Source organism: Caulobacter sp. LARHSG274 (genome assembly GCF_052871235.1).
The window spans coordinates 322,092-339,898 of the sequence record NZ_JBIXJO010000002.1; the positions used below are offsets into that span (position 1 = coordinate 322,092).

The window sequence follows — 17,807 nt, forward strand, 5'->3', positions numbered from 1 at the left end:
GCTGAATCTGGACCCCGGCCTTCGCCGGGGAGACGGATGAAAGATGGTTTAGTGTCCCGTGACCAGTGTCCCGAAGCCTAACCCCTCGGCGCCGCGGTCGAGGCGCGCTGGATCAGGGTGAAGGGCAGCAGTTCGTCCCGCGGCTGGGCTCCGCCGTTGCGGGCCACGCCCTTGATCAGCATGCGGGTGGCCAGGGTCGACATCTCGACCAGGGGCTGGCGGATGGTGGTCAATTGCGGTCGGCTGAGCCGGGCGACAGGGCTGTCGTCGAAGCCGGCCACCGAGATGTCGGCGGGCGCGGTCAGACCGGCCTCGGCCACCGCCGTCAGCGCCCCCACGGCCATTTCGTCGGAGCTGGCGAAGATCGCCGTCGGCCGGTCGGCCAGGGCCAGCAGGGCCTTGCCGCCCTCGTGGCCGGACTCGAAGTTGAAGTCGCCCTCGCGGATCCAGTCCGGCGACACCGGCAGACCGCGGGCCTGCATGGCGGCGACATAGCCCTCGCGCCGGGCCTGGCTGGCGCCCAGGCGCTTGTCGCCGGTGATGAAGCCGATCCGCCGGTGGCCGAGGTCGGCCAGGTGCTCGGTCATCTCGCGGGCGGCGGCGACGTCGTCCATGTGCACCCGGGCGCCCAGGCCCTCGGGCTTCTCCGGGCCCAGCCGCACATAGGGCGTGCCGGCCTTGTCGAGCAGCTCCAGCACCACGGCGTTGTCGCAACTGGGCGGGGTGAGGATCACCCCGTCGGGCTTCAGCGCCCCCAGCAGGGCGGCGACCTCCCGCCGCACTTCCGGGCCGTCATGGTCGATCAGCTCGACCAGCAGGTGATAGCCGGCCCCGCGACATTCCAGCGTCGCCCCCAGCTGGATGCGCGACAGGTAGTCGGAGCCGCGCTCGCTGCGCCAGTGGTCGATGGTCAGGGGGGCGTCGACGAACACCGCGATCACGAACGAGCGCGACCCGGCCAGGCTGCGGGCCGACAGATTGGGGGCGTAGCCCAGCGCCCCGGCCGCGTCGAGCACCCGCTCGCGCATGGCCGGCCGCACATTGGGCTCGTTGTTCATCACGCGGGAGACGGTCTTGATCGACACCTGGGCGCGCGCCGCCACGTCATAGATCGTCACCGACGCCATGGGCCCGCCAGGTCTGGGTTGCTGGGACTCATCTCCATGCCGCCAGCCTAGAGCAACTGCGGGGCATAAGGCGACGCTCCTGGCCAAAAAACCCGAACGGCGCCTAAATCCCCGGCTTGTGTCGGCCGACCGGCGGGGCCAGTGTCCGACCAAATCGCGGCGCAGACCGCGCGAGGTCGAGGGGCGTGATGACGGCGGTGGGGCTCGAGGCGATCCAGACGGCCAAGCCGACCCTGCCGGTGAAGTCGGGCTTCATCGCCGCCTTCACCCTGGCCCAGATCGGGGCCTTCGTCAGTTTCATGCCGCTGATCCAGGTGCTGCTGCCGCTGAAGGCCGCCGCCATCGACCCGGTCGGCAAGGCGGTGCTGCTGAGCCAGGTGGCGATCTATGGCGCGCTGATCGCCAGCGTCGCCAACCTGCTGGCCGGGGCGATCAGCGACCGCACCACCTCGCGATTCGGCCGCCGGCGCCCGTGGATCGTCGTCGGGGCCCTGGGTTCGGTCGGCTCCTATGGGATGATCATGGCGGCCGACAGCCTGGTCGGGCTGCTGCTGGGCGTGATCTGCTTCCAGCTGGCCTTCAACATGATGTTCGCGGCCCTGCTGGCGGTGCTGCCCGACCAGGTGCCCGACCGCCAGAAGGGCAGGGTGGCGGCCTTCCTCAGCCTGGGCCACCCGATCGGGGCTATGGCCGGGGCGGTGCTGGTCGGCGGGTTGCTGGTCAGCGAGTGGTCGCGCTACCTGACCATCGCGGTGGTGCTGCTGGCGGCCATGGCCCCGTTCGCCTTCCGCCTCAACGATCCGCCGCTGCGGGCCGGCCAGCGGCCGCCGCTCAGCCTGGGCGCCTTCGTGGCCGGGCTATGGATCAATCCCCTGGCCCATCCCGACTTCGGCCTGGCCTGGATCAGCCGGTTCATGGTGCTGGTCGCCATCACCCTGACCCAGAGCTACATGCTCTACTACCTGCAGGACGCGCTGGGCTACGAACAGCTGTTCCCGGGCCGCCGGGCCGAACAGGGCCTGGCCCTGCTGACCGCCGTGGCCACCGGCGCCAATGTCGCCTGCGCGATGATCGGCGGCATGCTGTCGGACCGCCTGCGCCGCCGCAAGCTGTTCGCGGCCGGCGCCGCCCTGATCCTGGCGGCGGCGATGCTGGCCTTCTCGCTGGTCCCGGGCTGGCCGGTGGTGGTGACCGGCTTCGTGATCTTCGGCTGCGGGTCGGGCTGCTACTACGCCGTCGACATCGCCCTGGTCAGCCAGGTGCTGCCGTCGCAGAACGACGCCGGCAAGGACCTGGGGGTGATCAACCTGGCCAATACCCTGCCCCAGGCCCTGGCGCCGATGCTGGCCCTGTGGTTCCTGGGACCGGCCCACGTCAACTACCACGCCCTGTTCCTGGTCGCCGCCGGCCTGGCGGCGGCTGGCGCCCTGGCGATCCTTCCGATACGGGGCGTGCGGTAGACTGGATTTCGAACCGCCGTGGCCGAGCTGATCCCCATCGACGACCCCGACGACCCCCGAGTCGCCGCCTATCGCGACGTCAAGGAGCGCGACCTGGTCGGCCGACAGGGGCTGTTCATGGCCGAGGGCGAGACCGTGCTGCGGGCCCTGGTCCGCGACGCGCCCGAGCGGCTGCTGTCGCTGCTGATCGACGGCAAGCGGGCCGGCAAGCTGGCGCCGGTGCTGGACGCGCTGCCCGACGGGGTCCCGGTCCATGTCGTCGGCCAGGCGGTGCTGGACGCCATCACCGGCTTCCACCTGCATCGCGGAGTGCTGGCGGTCGGGCGCAAGCCGACGCCGCCCAGCGCCGAGGCCCTGCTGGCCGCGACCGGGGCGCGGGCCGTGGTGCTGGTGCTGATGGGCGTGGCCAACCACGACAATCTGGGCGGCGTCTTCCGCAACGCCGCGGCCTTCGGGGTCGACGGGGTGATCCTCGACGCCGACTGCTGCGACCCCTTCTACCGCAAGGCCATCCGCGTTTCGATCGGCGCGACCCTGGGCGTGCCGACCGCCTGGCTGGCCCCGGGCGAGGACGTCGTCGCCCTGCTGGAGCGGCACGGCTTCCAGCCCCTGGCCCTCAGCCCGGCGGCCGACGAGATCCTGGCCCGGCTGCGGCCGCCGGCCCGGGCGGCGGTGCTGCTGGGGGCCGAGGGGCCGGGCCTGTCGCCGGCGGTGATGAGCCGGACCCGGACGATCGGCATCCCCATGGCCGGCGGCTTCGACTCGCTGAACGTCGCCACCACCAGCGGCGTGGTGCTGCACCACCTGCGGTTCGCGGGTTCGTAACCTGGTCCAGTTTTACACCCGTCATCCTCGGACTTGTTCCGAGGACCCCTTGATCCGCCGCGCTGCCGGTGGGGCTTGACCGCGACCTCACCACCCCACGGATCGTCCTCCTTCACAGCCGAAGCCGGGGTCCTCGGAACAAGTCCGAGGATGACGGGGGGGATCACGGCGCGGATGTGACACCGGTAGCTTGCGGCGGCCCGAGACCCGCCATACCGTCCGCCCCGCATCGCTTTGGGAGGTCGCATGTTGAACCGTCGGGGAACCCTGGCCAGCCTGACCGGCGGCCTGCTGGCCGCGGCCGTGGCCGCCGACGCGCGGGCCCAGGCGCCGCTGGCCGACCCGACCGAGGTCCTGCCCCTGTGGCCCGGCGATCCGCCCGGCGCGAGCGGCGTCACCGTCGTCGAGACGATCATCGAGCGCAAGGACCCTCGGGGCCTGCGCGACCGCGCCGTGATCCACACCCGCCGGCCCGTCCTGACGGTGTTCCGGCCGGCCCAGCCGAACGGCGCGGCGGTGATCCTGATGCCCGGCGGCGGCTATGAGCGGGTGGTGGTCGACAAGGAAGGCTTCGAGACCGCCCGCTGGCTGGCCGACCGCGGCTACGCCTGTTTCGTGCTGACCTACCGCCTGCCCCGCGACGGCTGGGCGGCGGGGCCCGACGCGCCGCTGCAGGACGCCCAGCGCGCCATGCGCCTGGTCCGCGCCCAGGCCGGGGCCATGGGCTTCGGGGCCGGCCGCATCGCGATCATCGGCTTTTCGGCCGGCGGTCACCTGGCCGCCAGCCTGACCACCCGCTTCGAGGCCCCGGTCTACGCCCGGGTCGACGCCGCCGACGACCTGTCGGCCCGGCCGGACGTCTCGGCCCTGATCTATCCGGTGATCTCGATGGTCGACGGCCCGGTCCACGCCGGCTCGCGCAGGCAACTGCTGGGCCCGACCCCGAGCGCCGAGCAGATCGTCCGCTACTCGCCCGACCAGGGCGTGCCCGACCGCGCGCCGCCGACCATCCTGGTCCACGCCGCCGACGACGGCGCGGTGCCGGTGGCCAACACGCTGATGATGTTCACGGCCCTGAGAGCCAAGGCGATCCCGGCCGAGATGCACGTCTTCGAACTGGGCGGCCACGGCTTTGGCCTGCGGTCGATCGCCGGACTGACGACCGCCGCCTGGCCGACCCTGGTCGAGGCCTTTGCGCGCAAGCACGGGGTCTAGGCGCCGCGGACAGTTGACGATCTTGGGCCGAATTCTTCGTCCTTCGACAGGCTCAGGATGAGGAATTCTACTGAACCGCCCTACAAGTAGCCCTCATCCTGAGCCTGTCGAAGGACGAGGGCGGCCCCTCCGCGCTAAACGCCTAGCCATTCACAGCGCCTAGCGAACGTTTGCTTCGTGCTGAATCGCGCTTCTCAAAACCCCGTCTCCCCGGCGAAGGCCGGGGCCCAGGTGAAGCCCACGAGCCGCCCAGGATGAATCTGGGTCCCGGCCTTCGCCGGGAAGACGGAGGAAGGGAGGGCGCGTCGATCTAAAATCAGTACGCTCGGACCGGTCGGTCCGGGAAGCGGCTACTGCGCGCTGTTCGACCACGCCGCGGCGATCTTTTCCGGCCGCTCGACCCGGGCATAGGCGGCGTCGCGGGCGATATAGATCACGGCGCCGGCCGAGTCGTCCGCGCTGTCGCGGGTCGTCGGGGCTGCAGTCGCGATCTTGGCGGGCTTGGCCAAGGACAGCGCAGGTGCAGGCGCGGCGGTTTGGCAGGCCGTCAGAGAAGACGCCGCCGGGACCAGTGCAAGAACTGCAAGTACTGAGGCAAAACGGTTGCGTCGCATGACGGTTTCTCCTTTGCGCGGAGACACTGCACCTCGTCGAACAAGAAAATGAAAACAAAGACAGTTAAACTTCATAAACCAACGGTTCGATGAAGCATTGGCGGGCCTGCGCGAAATGAAACGTCCGGTTTCCAGATGGCGGACCTGACGCAGTTGTCCTATCCTCGCGGCCAAAGGTCGGGGGGCGCCTTGTTTCCAATTACTTTTGAAAACCCTTGGGTTCGGTCGGTGGACGCCGCGCGTCGGCCGACTTCGCTGGTTCTCGGCCTGCTGCTGGCGGCCGTCGCGGTGGCGGCGGCGATGTTCGGCGCGCCGCGGGTGCTGGGCCTGCTGCCGGCGATGTCCAATCCCCTGGGCGAGCGCCTGGTCCAGTTCGCCGCCATCATGTCGCCGCTGATCCTGTGCGCCGTGCTGGCCGGGGCCTGGGAGGGCCGGCCGGCCTCGGTCGAGCGGATGCCGCGTCTGGCGGCGACGAACCTCGGCTTCTGGACCGGCCTCGTCGCCTTCGGCCTGGCCGCCGTCACGGCCGGGCTGGCCGGCGGTCTGAGCGCCAACCACCCGGGGGCGACGCCGCTGGGCCCGCTGGGCCTGGTGGCCGCCTGCCTGCTGACCCTGTTCCAGGTGTTCGGCGAGGAGCTGTTCTTCCGCGGCTGGCTGCAGCCGCTGCTGGCGGCGCGCTGCGGGCCGTGGATCGGCCTGGCCCTGGCCTCGGTCCTGTTCGCCGTCGCTCACGCCGTGGTCGTGGTCCCTGGTCCGCTGGCCTTCCTCAACGTCTTCCTGGCGGGCGTGCTGTTCGGCGTGCTGGCGCTGCGCACCGGCGGCCTCTGGGCGCCGGTCGCGGCCCACTGGGCCTGGAACGCCGCCGAGATGTCGGGCCTGGGCCTGACGCCCAATCCCGGCCTCGACCCCCTGGGCTCGGTCTGGGACCTCGACCTCGGCGGCCCGCCCTGGCTGGGGGGAGGCCCCGACGAGCTGAACGGCTCGATCACCGCCACGGCGGTGCTGGTCGCCGCGATCGTGCTCTGCGCGGCGCTGCGGTCCACGACGTCGCGCGGAAAGGCGGCGGCTGGCTTGCCGCGGTCGTGAGGCGAAAGCAAAAGCCCTAGACCGGCGGCTCTTGAGTTCGCGCGTCGTTTCCCCTTCACTCCGTCTCCCCGGCCTTCGCCGGGGAGACGGATTTTGAGACGTGCGATTCAACATGAAGCAAACGCGCCCTAGACGCTCGCCCGGCGCAGGGCGTCGATGCGGTCCCGCTCGGCCTTGAAGGCCTCCAGCGCCGGGCCTTCCAGCCGGCGGCCCTCGTCCATCTGCACGGCCATGGCGTCGACGGCCTCGCCGTTGATGTGCAGCTCGTAGTGCAGGTGAGGACCGGTGGAGCGCCCGGTGGTGCCGACCTGGCCGATCTCCTGGCCCTGGCGCACCCGCACCTGCGGGGCGATGCCGGGGGCGAAGGCGTTCATGTGCAGGTAGTAGGTCTGCCAGCCGTTGTCGTGCTGCAGGATCACCAGGTTGCCGTTGGGCCCCTTCATCGCCGCCCAGGTCACCACCCCGTCGCCCGAGGCGTAGATCGGCGTGCCGGTCGGCGCGGCGAAGTCGGTGCCCTTGTGCAGCTTCTGGAAGCCGAGGATCGGGTGGTTGCGCATGCCGAAGCCCGACGAGATCCGCGCGCCCTCGACCGGGGTGCGCATCAGGCCGCGCTTGTTGCTGCGCCCGGCCCCGTCGTACCAGTCCTCCTCGACCCCGCCGGGCGGGGTGAAGCGGTAGAGGGCGCTGGACTTGGCCGGAGTCGACAGCGCCGCATAGAGCAGGCGCTTGGAGCCGACCGCCTGGCCCTGGCCGTTGACCTGCTCCTCATAGGCGGTCTCGAACACGTCGCCGGGCTTGATCTCGCGCTGGAAGTCGAAGTCGAAGGCGAAGGCCTGGGCGAATTCCGGGATCAGGCTGTCATTGACGCCGGCGGCGACCGCCGAGGAGTAGAAGTTCTCGTTGTCCATCTGGCCGCGGGCTACGCGGATCACCGGATGGGTGTCGGCGGTGAGCGCCTGGGCGGTGAAGCGGCCGTCGGCGCCCGCCACCGCGACGCCGGAGCCGTCGGGCCTTTGCAGCTGGAAGCCGATCAGGACCAGGCCGGCGCCCGTGCGGCCCAGCTTGATCTCCAGCCGCAGCTCGCTGTCGCCGGGGCGCAGCGAGGGCTTGGCCGCCGCGCTGGCCGCCGCCGCCTGGTCGGCCGCGACGCCCTGGGCGGCGAGGGCGCCTTCGAGGTCGCCGCCGGAGGCCAGGCGCAGCACCCGCCGTTCCGCCGTCGCCGCGCTGGCGTCCTGTGCCGAGGCCGGGACCGGACCCGCCGCGGCCTGGGGCGCGGGCTTCTTCTTTCTGCCGAGCAGGAACACTGCGCCCGCCCCGGCGCAGACCGCCAGCGCTGCGCCGGATCCCAGGATCAGCGCCCGCCGGTCGGGCCCCGCCTTGGCGACCGGTTCGGCGGCCGGCGCGGCCGGGCGCGCGCCCCAGGAGCGGATGTCGAAGCTGGTCTGCTCGGGCCCGGCCGGCCCTGGCGGAGGCGGGGTTTGCGGCGCAGGAGCCTTGTCCGCCGGCGGCTTGACCCAGCTGCGGGGATCGAGGGACGGCTGCGGGTCCGGGCCCTCGGCGAGGTTCTTGTCGCCCGTCTCGTTGTCCACCGATCGTTCCCCCGATGATCGCCTTTTGCTGGATGACGACGTTCGCTAAACCTTATATTGTCAAGTCGCGGCTTGGGGGAGAGAGTGAATGGCGGGCGAGAGCCGCGTGGCTTGGCGCGAAGGGCTGTTTCTTCGCCCGCAGCACTTCCAGCAGCAGGATCGGTATCTGGAGGCCCTGGTTCGGGCCAGGACCGCGGCGCTTCGGCCGTACGGCTGGGGGTGTTCGGCGCTCGAGATCAACGCCTCGCTGTTCTCCCTGGGCAAGTTCGGGCTGGAGGCCTGTTCGGGCGCATTTTCCGACGGTTCGATCTTCGCCGTGCCCGCCGACCAGGCCCCGCCGGAGCCGCTGGACGTGCCGCCCGACACCCGCGACGCCGTCATCTACCTGACCCTGCCGGTGCGGCAGGTCGGGGCGGTCGAATTCGCCCAGAGCGACGAGGCGCGGGCCTCGGTCCTGGCCGTGGCCCGCCAGATCGTCGACGAGGTCGAGGTCTATGACGCCTTCGCGTCCGAGCGGATCGCCGAGTCGATCGAGGTGGCGCGGCCGAACATCCGCCTGGGCGTCAGCCGCGAGCAGACCGACGGCCGGCTGTGCCTGGGCGTGGCCCGGGTGCGCGAGGTGCTGAACGGCGCGGTGATGCTCGACGAGCGCTATATCCCGCCGGTCACCGACATCCGGGCCGGGGGCCGCCTGGCCGGCTTCCTCAACGACATCATCGGCCGGGCCGAGCAGCGGGTGAACGAACTGGCCCAGCGGGCGGTGGAGTCCACCGACGGCGGGGCCGAGACCTTCGCCAGCTTCCTGCTGCTGCAGGCGCTCAACAAGTGGACCCCGGTGCTGGTCCACCTGCGGTCGCTGCCCGGGGTGCATCCCGAGCGCCTGTACGAGGTGTTCGTGTCGATGGCCGGCGAGCTGGCGACCCTGACCCGGCCCGACTACCGCCGACCGCCGGCCTTCGCGCCCTACGACCACGAGAACCTGCAGGAGACCTTCGAACCGGTCTACGAACTGCTGCAGCAGGAGCTGTCGGCGATGTTCGACCGCTCGGCCGAGCAGATGCGCCTGGACCAAGCCGGCCCCGGCGCCTACACGGCCACCATCACCAACCACGCCCTGTTCCAGACCGCCAACTTCTACCTGGCGGTCAGCGCCAAGGTGCCGCTGGAAGAGCTGCGGGCCCGCTTCGCCGGGGTGGTCAAGATCGGCTCGGTGACCAAGATGCGCCAGATCGTCAGCTCGTCCCTGGCGGCCGGCGTCGGCATCAGCCCCACGCCCAGCCCGCCGCCGCAGATCCGCGTGCTGCCCGGCTATGTCTATTTCGAACTCGACCGTTCGGCTCCCGACTGGCGCGACTTCGCCAATGCGCCGGCCATGGGGCTGCACGTCGCCGGCGACTGGCCGGAACTGAAGCTTGAACTCTGGTGGGTGAAAAGGGCCGCTCGATGAGTGACGCCGAAGGGCCGCAGGGGCCGAACCGCACGGTCTTCCGCCCGTCGCCGCTGCAAAGCAGCAACCGCGGGCCCGATCCGGCCGCGCCGCCGGCCGCCCCGGCCCCGCTCCCACCGGCGGGCTTTGCCGCCGCGCCCGCGCCCGCCCCGCTGGCGCCGGCCCGTCCGGGCGCCAGGCTGAGCCAGGACGACGTGCCGCCGGCCGGCCAGCCGCCGGTCGCCGCCCGCAATCCGATGATGACGCAGGCGGGGCCGCTGCTGGCCCTGCTGTCGTCGATCCGGGCCGGACGGGTGCGGTTGAGCCTGCCCGACCTGCATGGCCGCGTCGTCGCCGCCATCGACGGTTTCGAGCAGGGCCTGCGCGGCAAGGCCTCGGAGGATCACGTCCAGCGCGGCAAGTACGCCCTGTGCTCGGTGGCCGACGACGTCGCCCTCAACCTGCCGGGCCACGAGAACGACGCGGCCGAATGGGCGCGCCGCAGCATGATGGTGCGCTATTTCGGCGAGAACGTCGGCGGCGACCGGTTCTGGCGCTTGCTGGAAGAGATGATCGCCCGCCCGGCCGAGTTCTCCGCCGTGCTGGAGCTCTATCACGCCTGCATGGCGGCCGGGTTCGAGGGCCGCTACCGGGTGATGGCCGACGGCCGCCACGCCCACCAGCAGATGATGCAGAGGGTCTTCCTGGCCCTGCCGCATCCCCCGCAGGCTGCGCGCAGCGAACTGGCGCCGCACTGGCGGGGCGAGCCGACGCCGCTGGCCAAGGTCAGCTTCTGGGCCCCGATGGCCCTGGCCGCGGCGATCGCGGCGACCCTGCTGGTGGTGATCTACATCGTCCTGCGGGTGATCCTCGCCCAGACCGGCGCCCCGACCCTGGCGGCGCTGAAGGCGATCAATCCCGACCAGCCCCTGCGGCTCTCGCGCACCGCCCCCGCGCCGCCGGCCCCCCCGGCCGGCCTCCAGGCCCAGCGCCTGCGCACCTTCCTGGCGCCGGAAATCTCGCAGGGCCTGGTGACGGTGGTCGAGGATGCGTCCACCGCCCGCGTGCGCACCACGGTGGGCCAGCTGTTCCGCTCGGGCTCCGACCAGCTGGAGCCCGGCCAGCGCCCGCTGATGGACCGCATCGCCCAGGCGGTGGAGGGCGAACCGGGGCCGGTGCGGATCGAGGGCTATACCGACAGCGACCGCGTCAGCACCATCGCCTTCCCCGACAACATCGCCCTCAGCCAGGCCCGGGCCGACGCCGTGGCGGCGATCGTCCGCGGACGGCTCAGCGATCCGGGCCGGGTCACGGCCATCGGCTATGGCGATGACCAGGCGATCGCGCCGAACACCTCGGCCGCGGGCAAGGCCAGCAATCGTCGCGTCGAAATCGTCGTCCAGCGTGGGGGTTAAGGCGTGAAGAAGTTCTTCGGCGGCTGGTGGTTCCTTTCCATCTGCGCGGCCGTCCTGGCCGTCCTGGTGCTCGCGGTGCTGCTGCCCCTGTTCGTGGGCTTCCTGCGGCCGTGGTGGATGCGGCTGATCGTCGTCCTGGTCGTCGCGGCGATCTGGAGCGGCCTGACGCTGTGGCGGCTGCTGTCGGCCCGCAAGGCCTCTCAGCGCCTGGCCGAGGAACTGATCAAGCCCGACCCCGCCGACGCCGAGGCCGGCGTGCTGGCGACCCGGATGCGCGAGGCGCTGGCGGGGCTGAAATCGGCCGGCGGCGCCAATCGCGACTATCTCTACGAGCGGCCCTGGTACGTGATCATCGGCCCGCCGGGGGCCGGCAAGACCACGGCCCTGGTCAATTCGGGCCTGCGCTTTCCGTTCTCCAACACGGCGATGAAGGGGGTCGGCGGCACGCGCAACCTCGACTTCTGGTTCGCCGACAAGGCCGTGCTGGTCGACACCGCCGGCCGCTACACCACCCAGGACTCCGACAGCGCCCGCGACCAGGGGGCCTGGAACGCCTTCCTGGCCCTGCTGCGCAAGAACCGGCCGCTGCAGCCGATCAACGGCGTGTTCGTGGCCATCGGCCTGGACGAGATCGTCGGCGGCGATGTCGCCCGCATCGACGCCCACGCCATCGCCGTGCGCCGCCGCCTGCACGAGCTGCAGGCCGGACTGGAGCAGTCGACCCCGGTCTATGTGATCTTCACCAAGGCCGACCTGATCGCCGGCTTCAGCGAGTTCTACGACGATCTCGACGCCGAGGGCCGCCGGGCCGTGCTGGGCGCGACCCTGCCGTGGACGCCGGGCGAGCCGGCCGATCCGAGCTTGGTCGCGCGCGAATTCGACGTCGTGGCCCAGGCCGTCGCCGACCGGATGTCGCGCCGCCTGCAGGACGAGCTGGACGTGCGCCGCCGCGGCCTGATCGTCGGCTTCCCCAGCCAGGTGGCGGCGCTGCGCTCGCGGGTGCTGCGGTTCCTCGACGGGGCCTTCCCGGTCGAGGGCCGCGACGCCGCCGCGCCGCTGCGGGGCTTCTACTTCACCAGCGGCGTGCAGGAAGGCGCGCCGCTGGACCGCCTGCTGTCGGGCATGGCCGACGTCTATGACGCGCCGGCCCAGCCGCGGCCCGGGGCGCCGGGGCAGGGCGGTCGCGCCTATTTCATCAACAAGCTGCTCGACGACGTGGTGTTCGCCGAGGCTGGGCTGGTGCAGAGCTCGCCGGCCGCCACGCGTCGTCGCCGCATGATGATGATGGCCGGCTTCGCGACGATCGGGGTGATCTCGCTGCTGCTGCTGGTCGCCTGGGCGGTCAGCTTCTCGGCCAATCGCCGCCTGCAGACCCAGCTGCTGGCCAGCGCCACCGACAGCGCCCAGGCCATGCGCACCGCCGGGATCGACCTGGTCGAGACCCGCGAGAGCGACCCGGACCTGGAATCGGCCCTGGCCGTGCTGCGCGGCCTGCGCGACCTGCCGCGCGGCTATGGCGACCGCCAGAAGGGCGGCGCGCCGCTGTCGATGGGCTTCGGCCTCTACCAGCGCGGCGAAAGCCGGGCGGCGGAACAGGCCTATCTGGAGGCGCTGCAAAGGGTGATGCTGCCGCGCATCCTGCTGCGGCTGGAGCGGGTGCTGCGCGACAACAGCAGCGACGCCCTGACCCTCTATGAGCCGCTGAAGAGCTATCTGATGCTCGGCGGCCAGGCCCCCAAGCTCGATCGCAAGGCGGTCAAGGCCTATGTCGAGAACGACTGGGAAACCCAGCTCTTCCCCGGCGCCGACCGCGAGGACCTGCGCAAGGAGCTGTCGGGCCACCTGGACGCCTTGCTGGCCGATCCGCAGCTGGGCCAGGTGTGGCCGGAGCGCCGCGCGCCGCTGGACGGGGCGGTGATCACCGCGGCCCGCTCGCAGGTCCAGACCCTGTCGATGGCCGATCGCGCCTACGCCGTGCTCAAGCAGCAGGCCGCCGCCTCCGGCCAGGCCGACTGGACGGCGCGCACGGTGCTGAGCGCCGGCGACGCCCGCGCCTTCGCCGACGGCGAGGCGGTCCGTTCGCTAACCGTGCCGTACTTCTACACCCGCGAGGGCTTCGACAAGGCCTATCGCGACGGCATGGCCGACGTGCAGAAGGCCCTGGAGGCCGATCTGTGGGTGCTGGGCGAGGACCAGTCGACCCAGTCGATCAGCGCCCAGATGGCCCAGGTGCGCCCCGGCGTCGCCGCCCTCTACGCCCGCGACTACATCCACGCCTGGGAGCAGGTGGTGGGGGCGCTGCGGCCGGCCGACTATTTCAGCGACGCGGCCGCCTTCGGCGCGGCCACCGGCTCGCCGCCGCCGTTCAAGCTGATCCTGCAGGAGGTGGTGCGCAACACCACCTTCGCCAAGGCCAAGACCGGCGGGCTGCAGGCCGCGGCGATGAAGAAGGTCAACCTGCCGGCCGGCGCGGCCGGACTGGCCCCGCAGCCGGAGACCGGCGTCAACGCGGCCCAGACCATCACCGACGCCTTCAAGCCGCTGCAGGCCTTCGTCGGCGACGGCAAGGCCCCGGCTCCGGTCGACGACTTCGTGGCCAAGCTGAGGGCGGCGGTCACGGCCAAGGGCACGGCCGACCGCGCCACCCAGATGGGCGGCGGGGACGCGGCCCAGGCCGAGCTGGCCAAGGCGATGAGCGAGCTGGCGGCGGTCTCGGCGACCGCCCCGGCCCTGGTCCAGCCGTTCGCCGGCCAGTCGTCCAAGGCCGGCGACCAGGCGCAGATCTCGTCGGCGGCCGGGGCGGTCGGCACGGTCTATGCCGACAACATCAGCCCCGCCTGCCGCAGCGCCTCCGAGCAGCGCTATCCGTTCGTCACCGCCTCGGCCAATGACGCGCCGGTCGGCGACCTGCTGCGGGTGTTCGGCATGAATGGCCAGATGGACAGCTTCATCTCGACGCGGCTGATGTCGTTCCTCGACACCTCCGGCCCGATCTGGCGCTGGCGGGCCGACGACCCGGTCGCGGCCGGCTTCGACCCGACCAGCGCCGGCGAGTTCCAGAAGGCCCAGGACCTGCGCGACCTGCTGATCTCCGGCCTGGCGGTGAAGGTCGAAAGCGCCGGCTTCGGCGGCGCGGTGACCAGCGCCGAACTGGCGGCCGGCGGCCAGACCTACCGCTTCGAGCCCGGCCAGGCCGGCCAGCGCGCCGTGCAGTGGTCGCCCTCGGCCCTGCCCGAGGCCCATGTGACCCTGTTCAGCGGGACCCAGGCGGTCAAGACCTTCAGCTTCGAGGGGCCCTGGGCGCTGTTCCGGCTGATGGACGCGGCGCGCAAGGAGAACGCCGGCCCCACCGCCCTGCGCGCCACCTTCGGCGACGGGGCCTCCTACGTCACCTTCCGGGTGGTGCTGCCCTCCGACAAGAACCCGTTCAGCCGCGGCGGCCTGTGGTCGTTCCGCTGCCCGCCGCGGCTCTAGCCATGGCGGTGAGCGCGCCCTTCCTGTTCGGCAAGCTTCCGGCCCACGGTGACTTCGTGTCGCGGGGCCTGGACGGGGCCGGGCGGGACGCCTGGGACGTTGCCGCCTCGCGCCTGCTCGACACCGCCCAGAGCCGCCTGGGCGCGGACTTCGCGGAGGCCCATGGCCAGGCGCCGCCCTGGCGGTTCGTCTGCGGTCCCGGTCCCCTGGGGCCGGACTGGCGGGCGGGAGTCTTGGCCCCCTCCGTCGACTCGGCCGGCCGCCGGTTCGTGCTGGCCCTCGGCTGGGACGGCCTGCCGGTGGAGGAGGCCCACCGCCTGGCCGGCGCCTGCGGCCAGGCCATGGAAGCCCTGGCCTATGACGCGATCGGCCAGGGCCTGACCGCCGACGAGGTCATGGCGCGGCTGGGCGACCTGGCCGAAACCGAGGACGCCGCAGCCGCGCCGCTGGCCGACGACGGCGCCTGGTGGACGCTCGACATGAGCGGGGCCGTGGCCCTGGCGCGCCGCGGGGCCGAGCCGCCCGCCGACCTTCTGATCCTGAGCTGGTCCGATACAGCCGTCTGGAGAGCCGATGACCCCCCGCTTTCGGATTCGTAGCGCCTCGGCCACCCATACGGGCGGCGTGCGCAAGGTCAACGAGGACTCGCTGCTGGAGCGGGAGGCGGCCGGCGTCTGGTCCGTCGCCGACGGCATGGGCGGGCACCAGAACGGCCAGTGGGCGTCGCAGACCGTGGTCGCCGCTCTCGCTGCCCTGGAGCTGGACGGGGCCGACATCGCCAGCGATGTCGCGGCGATCGGCGCCGCCGTCCAGGCCGCCAACGCCACGATCTTCAACACCGCCCAGGAGGCGGGGGTGCAGATGGGCTCGACGGTCGCCATCCTGCGCCTGGCCGGCGACCGTTTCGCCTGCGCCTGGGCCGGCGACAGCCGCGCCTATCTGATGCGTGACGGCGCCCTGCACCGGCTGACCGTCGACCACACCCAGGTGCAGGAGATGGTCGATCGCGGCCTGCTGAGCCCGGAGGAGGCCGTCCGCCATCCGATGGGCCACATCCTGGCCCGGGCCGTGGGCGTGCAGGCCGAGGTCACCCTGGACGCGGTCAGCGACCAGGTACGGCCGCGCGACGTGTTCCTGCTGTGCAGCGACGGCCTGACCGGGGTGGTCAGCGATCCGGAGATCGCCGAGCGCCTGTCGCAGTCGCCGGTCGACGCGGCCTGTCGGCGATTGGTCGAACTGGTGTTATCACGCGGGGCTCCCGACAATGTCACGGTGGTGGCCGTCGCGTGCGAGGAGATGACCCAGCTGGTGCTGGGTCAGGCGTTTACGAGCGCGCCGGTCTGAGGGGTTAACAGCGGGCATGGGCGACAGCCACGACGAAGACGCTCCGGGAGAAGAGCGGACGGTGTTCATTCCCGCCAGCGGTCCGGCCGCGGGCGCGCCGGAACCTGTCGCGCCGCCGCCGGCCGATCCGGCCGACAGCTGGGCCACGACCGCGGCTCCCACGCCTCAGCCGCCGCCTCAGCCGCCGCCGGGCGCGCCGGAGCCGCCGGCCTGGACCCCGCCGCCGCCGCCCCGCGCCGCCGGCCGCATCGCCGTCGGCTCGCTGCTCAACAACATCTACGAGGTGCGCCGGTTCATCGCCCGCGGCGGCATGGGCGAGGTCTATGAAGGCGTCAACACCCACACCGACGAGCGGGTGGCCATCAAGGTGATGCTCAGCCACCTGGCCGACGATCCCAATGTCCAGGCGATGTTCCGCCGCGAGGCCCGGACCCTGACGCGGCTGTCCCACCCGGCCCTGGTGCAGTACCGGGTGCTGGCCCAGGAGCCGTCGCTGCACGCCTTCTACATCGTCACCGAATATATCGACGGCGCGCAGCTGGCCGAGGTGATCGGCCAGATCATTCCGACCGCCGAGGAGCTGGAGCAGCTGACCCGCCGGCTGGCCGCCGGCCTGGCCGCCGCCCACGAGCTGGGCGCGATCCACCGCGACATGTCGCCCGACAACGTGCTGCTGCCGGAAGGCCGGCTCAGCCAGGCCAAGATCATCGACTTCGGCATCGCCAAGGACCTCGACCCCAGCAACAAGACCATCGTCGGCGACGGCTTCGCCGGCAAGCTGGGCTTCGTCGCGCCCGAGCAGTTCGGCGACTACGACCGCGAGGTCGGGCCGTGGACCGACGTCTACAGCCTGGCCCTGGTGATCCTGTCGGTCGCCGCCGGCAAGACCATCGACATGGGCGCGACCCTGGTCGACGCCATCGACAAGCGCCGCTCCGGACCCGACCTGGCGGCCATCCCCGACCGCCTGCGGCCGGTGCTGGCCAAGATGCTGGCGCCCAATCCCGCCGATCGCTACCGCTCGATGGCCGAGGTGCTCGAAGCCCTCGACGGCCAGTCGCCGGGCGCGGGTTCCGGCGCGGCCCAGCCGTCCTCGACCCGTTCGCCGCCGCCGGCCGGCCGATCGGCCAAGCCTGCGTCAAAGCCGGCGGGCAAGGGGCCGCCGCTGGGCCTGATCCTGGGTGGGGCGGGCGCCGCCGCCGTGCTGGTCGCCATCGTCGTCGGGGTGATCCTGATGACCTCCCACAAGACCCCCGAGGCCCCGCCGCCGGTCGTCGCCGACGCCAGCCAGCGCGGCTCCGAGCAGGTGCGCCGCGCCGTCGAGGCGGCGCTCCCCGGCGTCGCCTGCACCTGGATCGACGTCGACCAGGTCTCGGACGGTCCCTCCGGGGTCAGCCTGCGGCTGTCGGGCGTCGCCGGCCAGCCCAGCCAGGCCCAGCAGGCCCTGACCAAGGCCGCCGAGGCCACCGGCCAGCGGATCGACCTGGTCGACGCCAGCAACGTCTTCCCGGTCGGGCCGCAGACCTGCGCGCCGCTCGACACCTTCCGAGCCCTGCGCCGCCCGACCTCGGAACTCGGGCGCGACTTCGTCTCCGAGCAGGCCAACTGGGAAATGCAGGACGTCAACGACCCCTGTCCCGGCTCGCCCAACGCCAAGGCCGTGGTCAATATCAAGGTCCCGGCCGGTTCCGACTTCACCCTGGTGGGGATGGAGGGCACCGGGCAGCTGCAGCAGCTGTTCAAGGACCGCGCCGCCACCGAGGCCTTCGCCAAGGACTTCCCGGCCTTCATGACGCCGACGGGGGCGGACCAGTACCGCTCGACGGTGTGCAACAACCGCACCGGCCTGGTCGGCCAGCTGCTGGTCACCGGCCGCAAGCCCTTCGACCTGGCCCTGCCGGACGCCCAGACGACCAACGAAGGCAAGCTGGTCGACGCCGCCTGGCTGCAACGCTTCGGCGACATGGCCCGGGCGAACGGCTGGAAGACCGAGATGGTCTGGTACCGGGTGGTCAACGACACGCCGGGGTGAAGGCGGCGCTTTGGGTTCGGCCGGCCCGATCGGTGCCAATTAGCTCGCCGTCACCGTATTCCGCGAGTACAGAGCACGTTTGCTTCAAGCTGAATCGCGCTTCTCAAATCCCCGTCTCCCCGGCGAAGGCCGGGGCCCAGGTGAAACCCACGAGCCGCTCAGGATGAATCTGGGTCCCGGCCTTCGCCGGGAAGACGGAA

The 17,807-nt window shown here is 71.9% G+C and carries 13 protein-coding genes; 10 read left to right on the plus strand and 3 right to left on the minus strand.

Features of this window, described 5'->3' with window-relative positions:
• Nucleotides 1–77 precede the first annotated feature (77 nt).
• Entirely contained in the window at nt 78–1,127 is a 1,050-nt protein-coding gene (locus ACIPQB_RS05880) for a LacI family DNA-binding transcriptional regulator (RefSeq protein ID WP_446484280.1), read from the minus strand.
• A 188-nt stretch (nt 1,128–1,315) separates the two neighbouring features.
• Between ACIPQB_RS05880 and ACIPQB_RS05885 the strand changes: the two genes are divergently transcribed.
• The 3 genes from ACIPQB_RS05885 to ACIPQB_RS05895 all read left to right on the plus strand — a co-directional run bounded on the left by ACIPQB_RS05885 (nt 1,316) and on the right by ACIPQB_RS05895 (nt 4,627).
• Nucleotides 1,316–2,587: an MFS transporter gene (locus ACIPQB_RS05885; protein WP_446484281.1), complete on the plus strand. Its 1,272-nt coding sequence runs from the start codon at nt 1,316–1,318 to the stop codon at nt 2,585–2,587.
• 18 nt (nt 2,588–2,605) lie between these two features.
• Nucleotides 2,606–3,412, plus strand: coding sequence for a TrmH family RNA methyltransferase (locus ACIPQB_RS05890; RefSeq protein WP_446484282.1), 807 nt, complete (start codon nt 2,606–2,608; stop codon nt 3,410–3,412).
• Nucleotides 3,413–3,658: 246 nt separating this feature from the next.
• On the plus strand, nt 3,659–4,627 hold the full coding sequence (locus ACIPQB_RS05895; protein WP_446484283.1) for an alpha/beta hydrolase: 969 nt from the start codon (nt 3,659–3,661) through the stop codon (nt 4,625–4,627).
• Between the two features lie 350 nt (nt 4,628–4,977).
• Here the strand turns inward: ACIPQB_RS05895 and ACIPQB_RS05900 are convergent, their stop codons facing one another.
• A complete protein-coding gene (locus tag ACIPQB_RS05900; RefSeq protein WP_446484284.1) occupies nt 4,978–5,241 on the minus strand; it encodes a hypothetical protein in 264 nt (87 codons plus the stop codon).
• 228 nt (nt 5,242–5,469) lie between these two features.
• Here ACIPQB_RS05900 and ACIPQB_RS05905 point away from each other — a divergent pair, with 228 nt between their 5' ends.
• Nucleotides 5,470–6,327 (plus strand): CPBP family intramembrane glutamic endopeptidase, encoded by an 858-nt coding sequence (locus ACIPQB_RS05905; RefSeq protein WP_446484285.1) that lies wholly within the window; start codon nt 5,470–5,472, stop codon nt 6,325–6,327.
• A gap of 128 nt (nt 6,328–6,455) precedes the next feature.
• Here the strand turns inward: ACIPQB_RS05905 and ACIPQB_RS05910 are convergent, their stop codons facing one another.
• Complete coding sequence (locus ACIPQB_RS05910; RefSeq protein WP_446484286.1) at nt 6,456–7,916, minus strand: peptidoglycan DD-metalloendopeptidase family protein; 1,461 nt, start codon at nt 7,914–7,916, stop codon at nt 6,456–6,458.
• A gap of 88 nt (nt 7,917–8,004) precedes the next feature.
• On the opposite strand from ACIPQB_RS05910, the gene tssK reads away from it, so the two are divergent.
• Genes tssK through ACIPQB_RS05940 form a run of 6 tightly spaced genes read left to right on the plus strand, consistent with a single transcriptional unit; the run spans nt 8,005 to nt 17,607 of the window.
• Entirely contained in the window at nt 8,005–9,363 is a 1,359-nt protein-coding gene (gene tssK, locus ACIPQB_RS05915) for a type VI secretion system baseplate subunit TssK (protein ID WP_446484287.1), read from the plus strand.
• Nucleotides 9,360–10,757, plus strand: a complete 1,398-nt coding sequence (icmH, locus tag ACIPQB_RS05920) for a type IVB secretion system protein IcmH/DotU (RefSeq protein WP_446484288.1) — start codon at nt 9,360–9,362, stop codon at nt 10,755–10,757. Before tssK ends, icmH begins: the two co-directional genes overlap by 4 nt.
• Nucleotides 10,758–10,760: 3 nt before the next feature.
• Nucleotides 10,761–14,231: a type VI secretion system membrane subunit TssM gene (tssM, locus tag ACIPQB_RS05925; RefSeq protein ID WP_446484289.1), complete on the plus strand. Its 3,471-nt coding sequence runs from the start codon at nt 10,761–10,763 to the stop codon at nt 14,229–14,231.
• Nucleotides 14,232–14,233: 2 nt separating this feature from the next.
• On the plus strand, nt 14,234–14,830 hold the full coding sequence (gene tagF / locus ACIPQB_RS05930) for a type VI secretion system-associated protein TagF (protein WP_446484290.1): 597 nt from the start codon (nt 14,234–14,236) through the stop codon (nt 14,828–14,830).
• Nucleotides 14,805–15,575, plus strand: a complete 771-nt coding sequence (locus ACIPQB_RS05935) for a PP2C family protein-serine/threonine phosphatase (RefSeq protein WP_446484291.1) — start codon at nt 14,805–14,807, stop codon at nt 15,573–15,575. Before tagF ends, ACIPQB_RS05935 begins: the two co-directional genes overlap by 26 nt.
• A 16-nt stretch (nt 15,576–15,591) precedes the next feature.
• Complete coding sequence (locus ACIPQB_RS05940) at nt 15,592–17,607, plus strand: protein kinase domain-containing protein (protein ID WP_446484292.1); 2,016 nt, start codon at nt 15,592–15,594, stop codon at nt 17,605–17,607.
• The last annotated feature ends 200 nt before the right edge of the window (nt 17,608–17,807 follow it).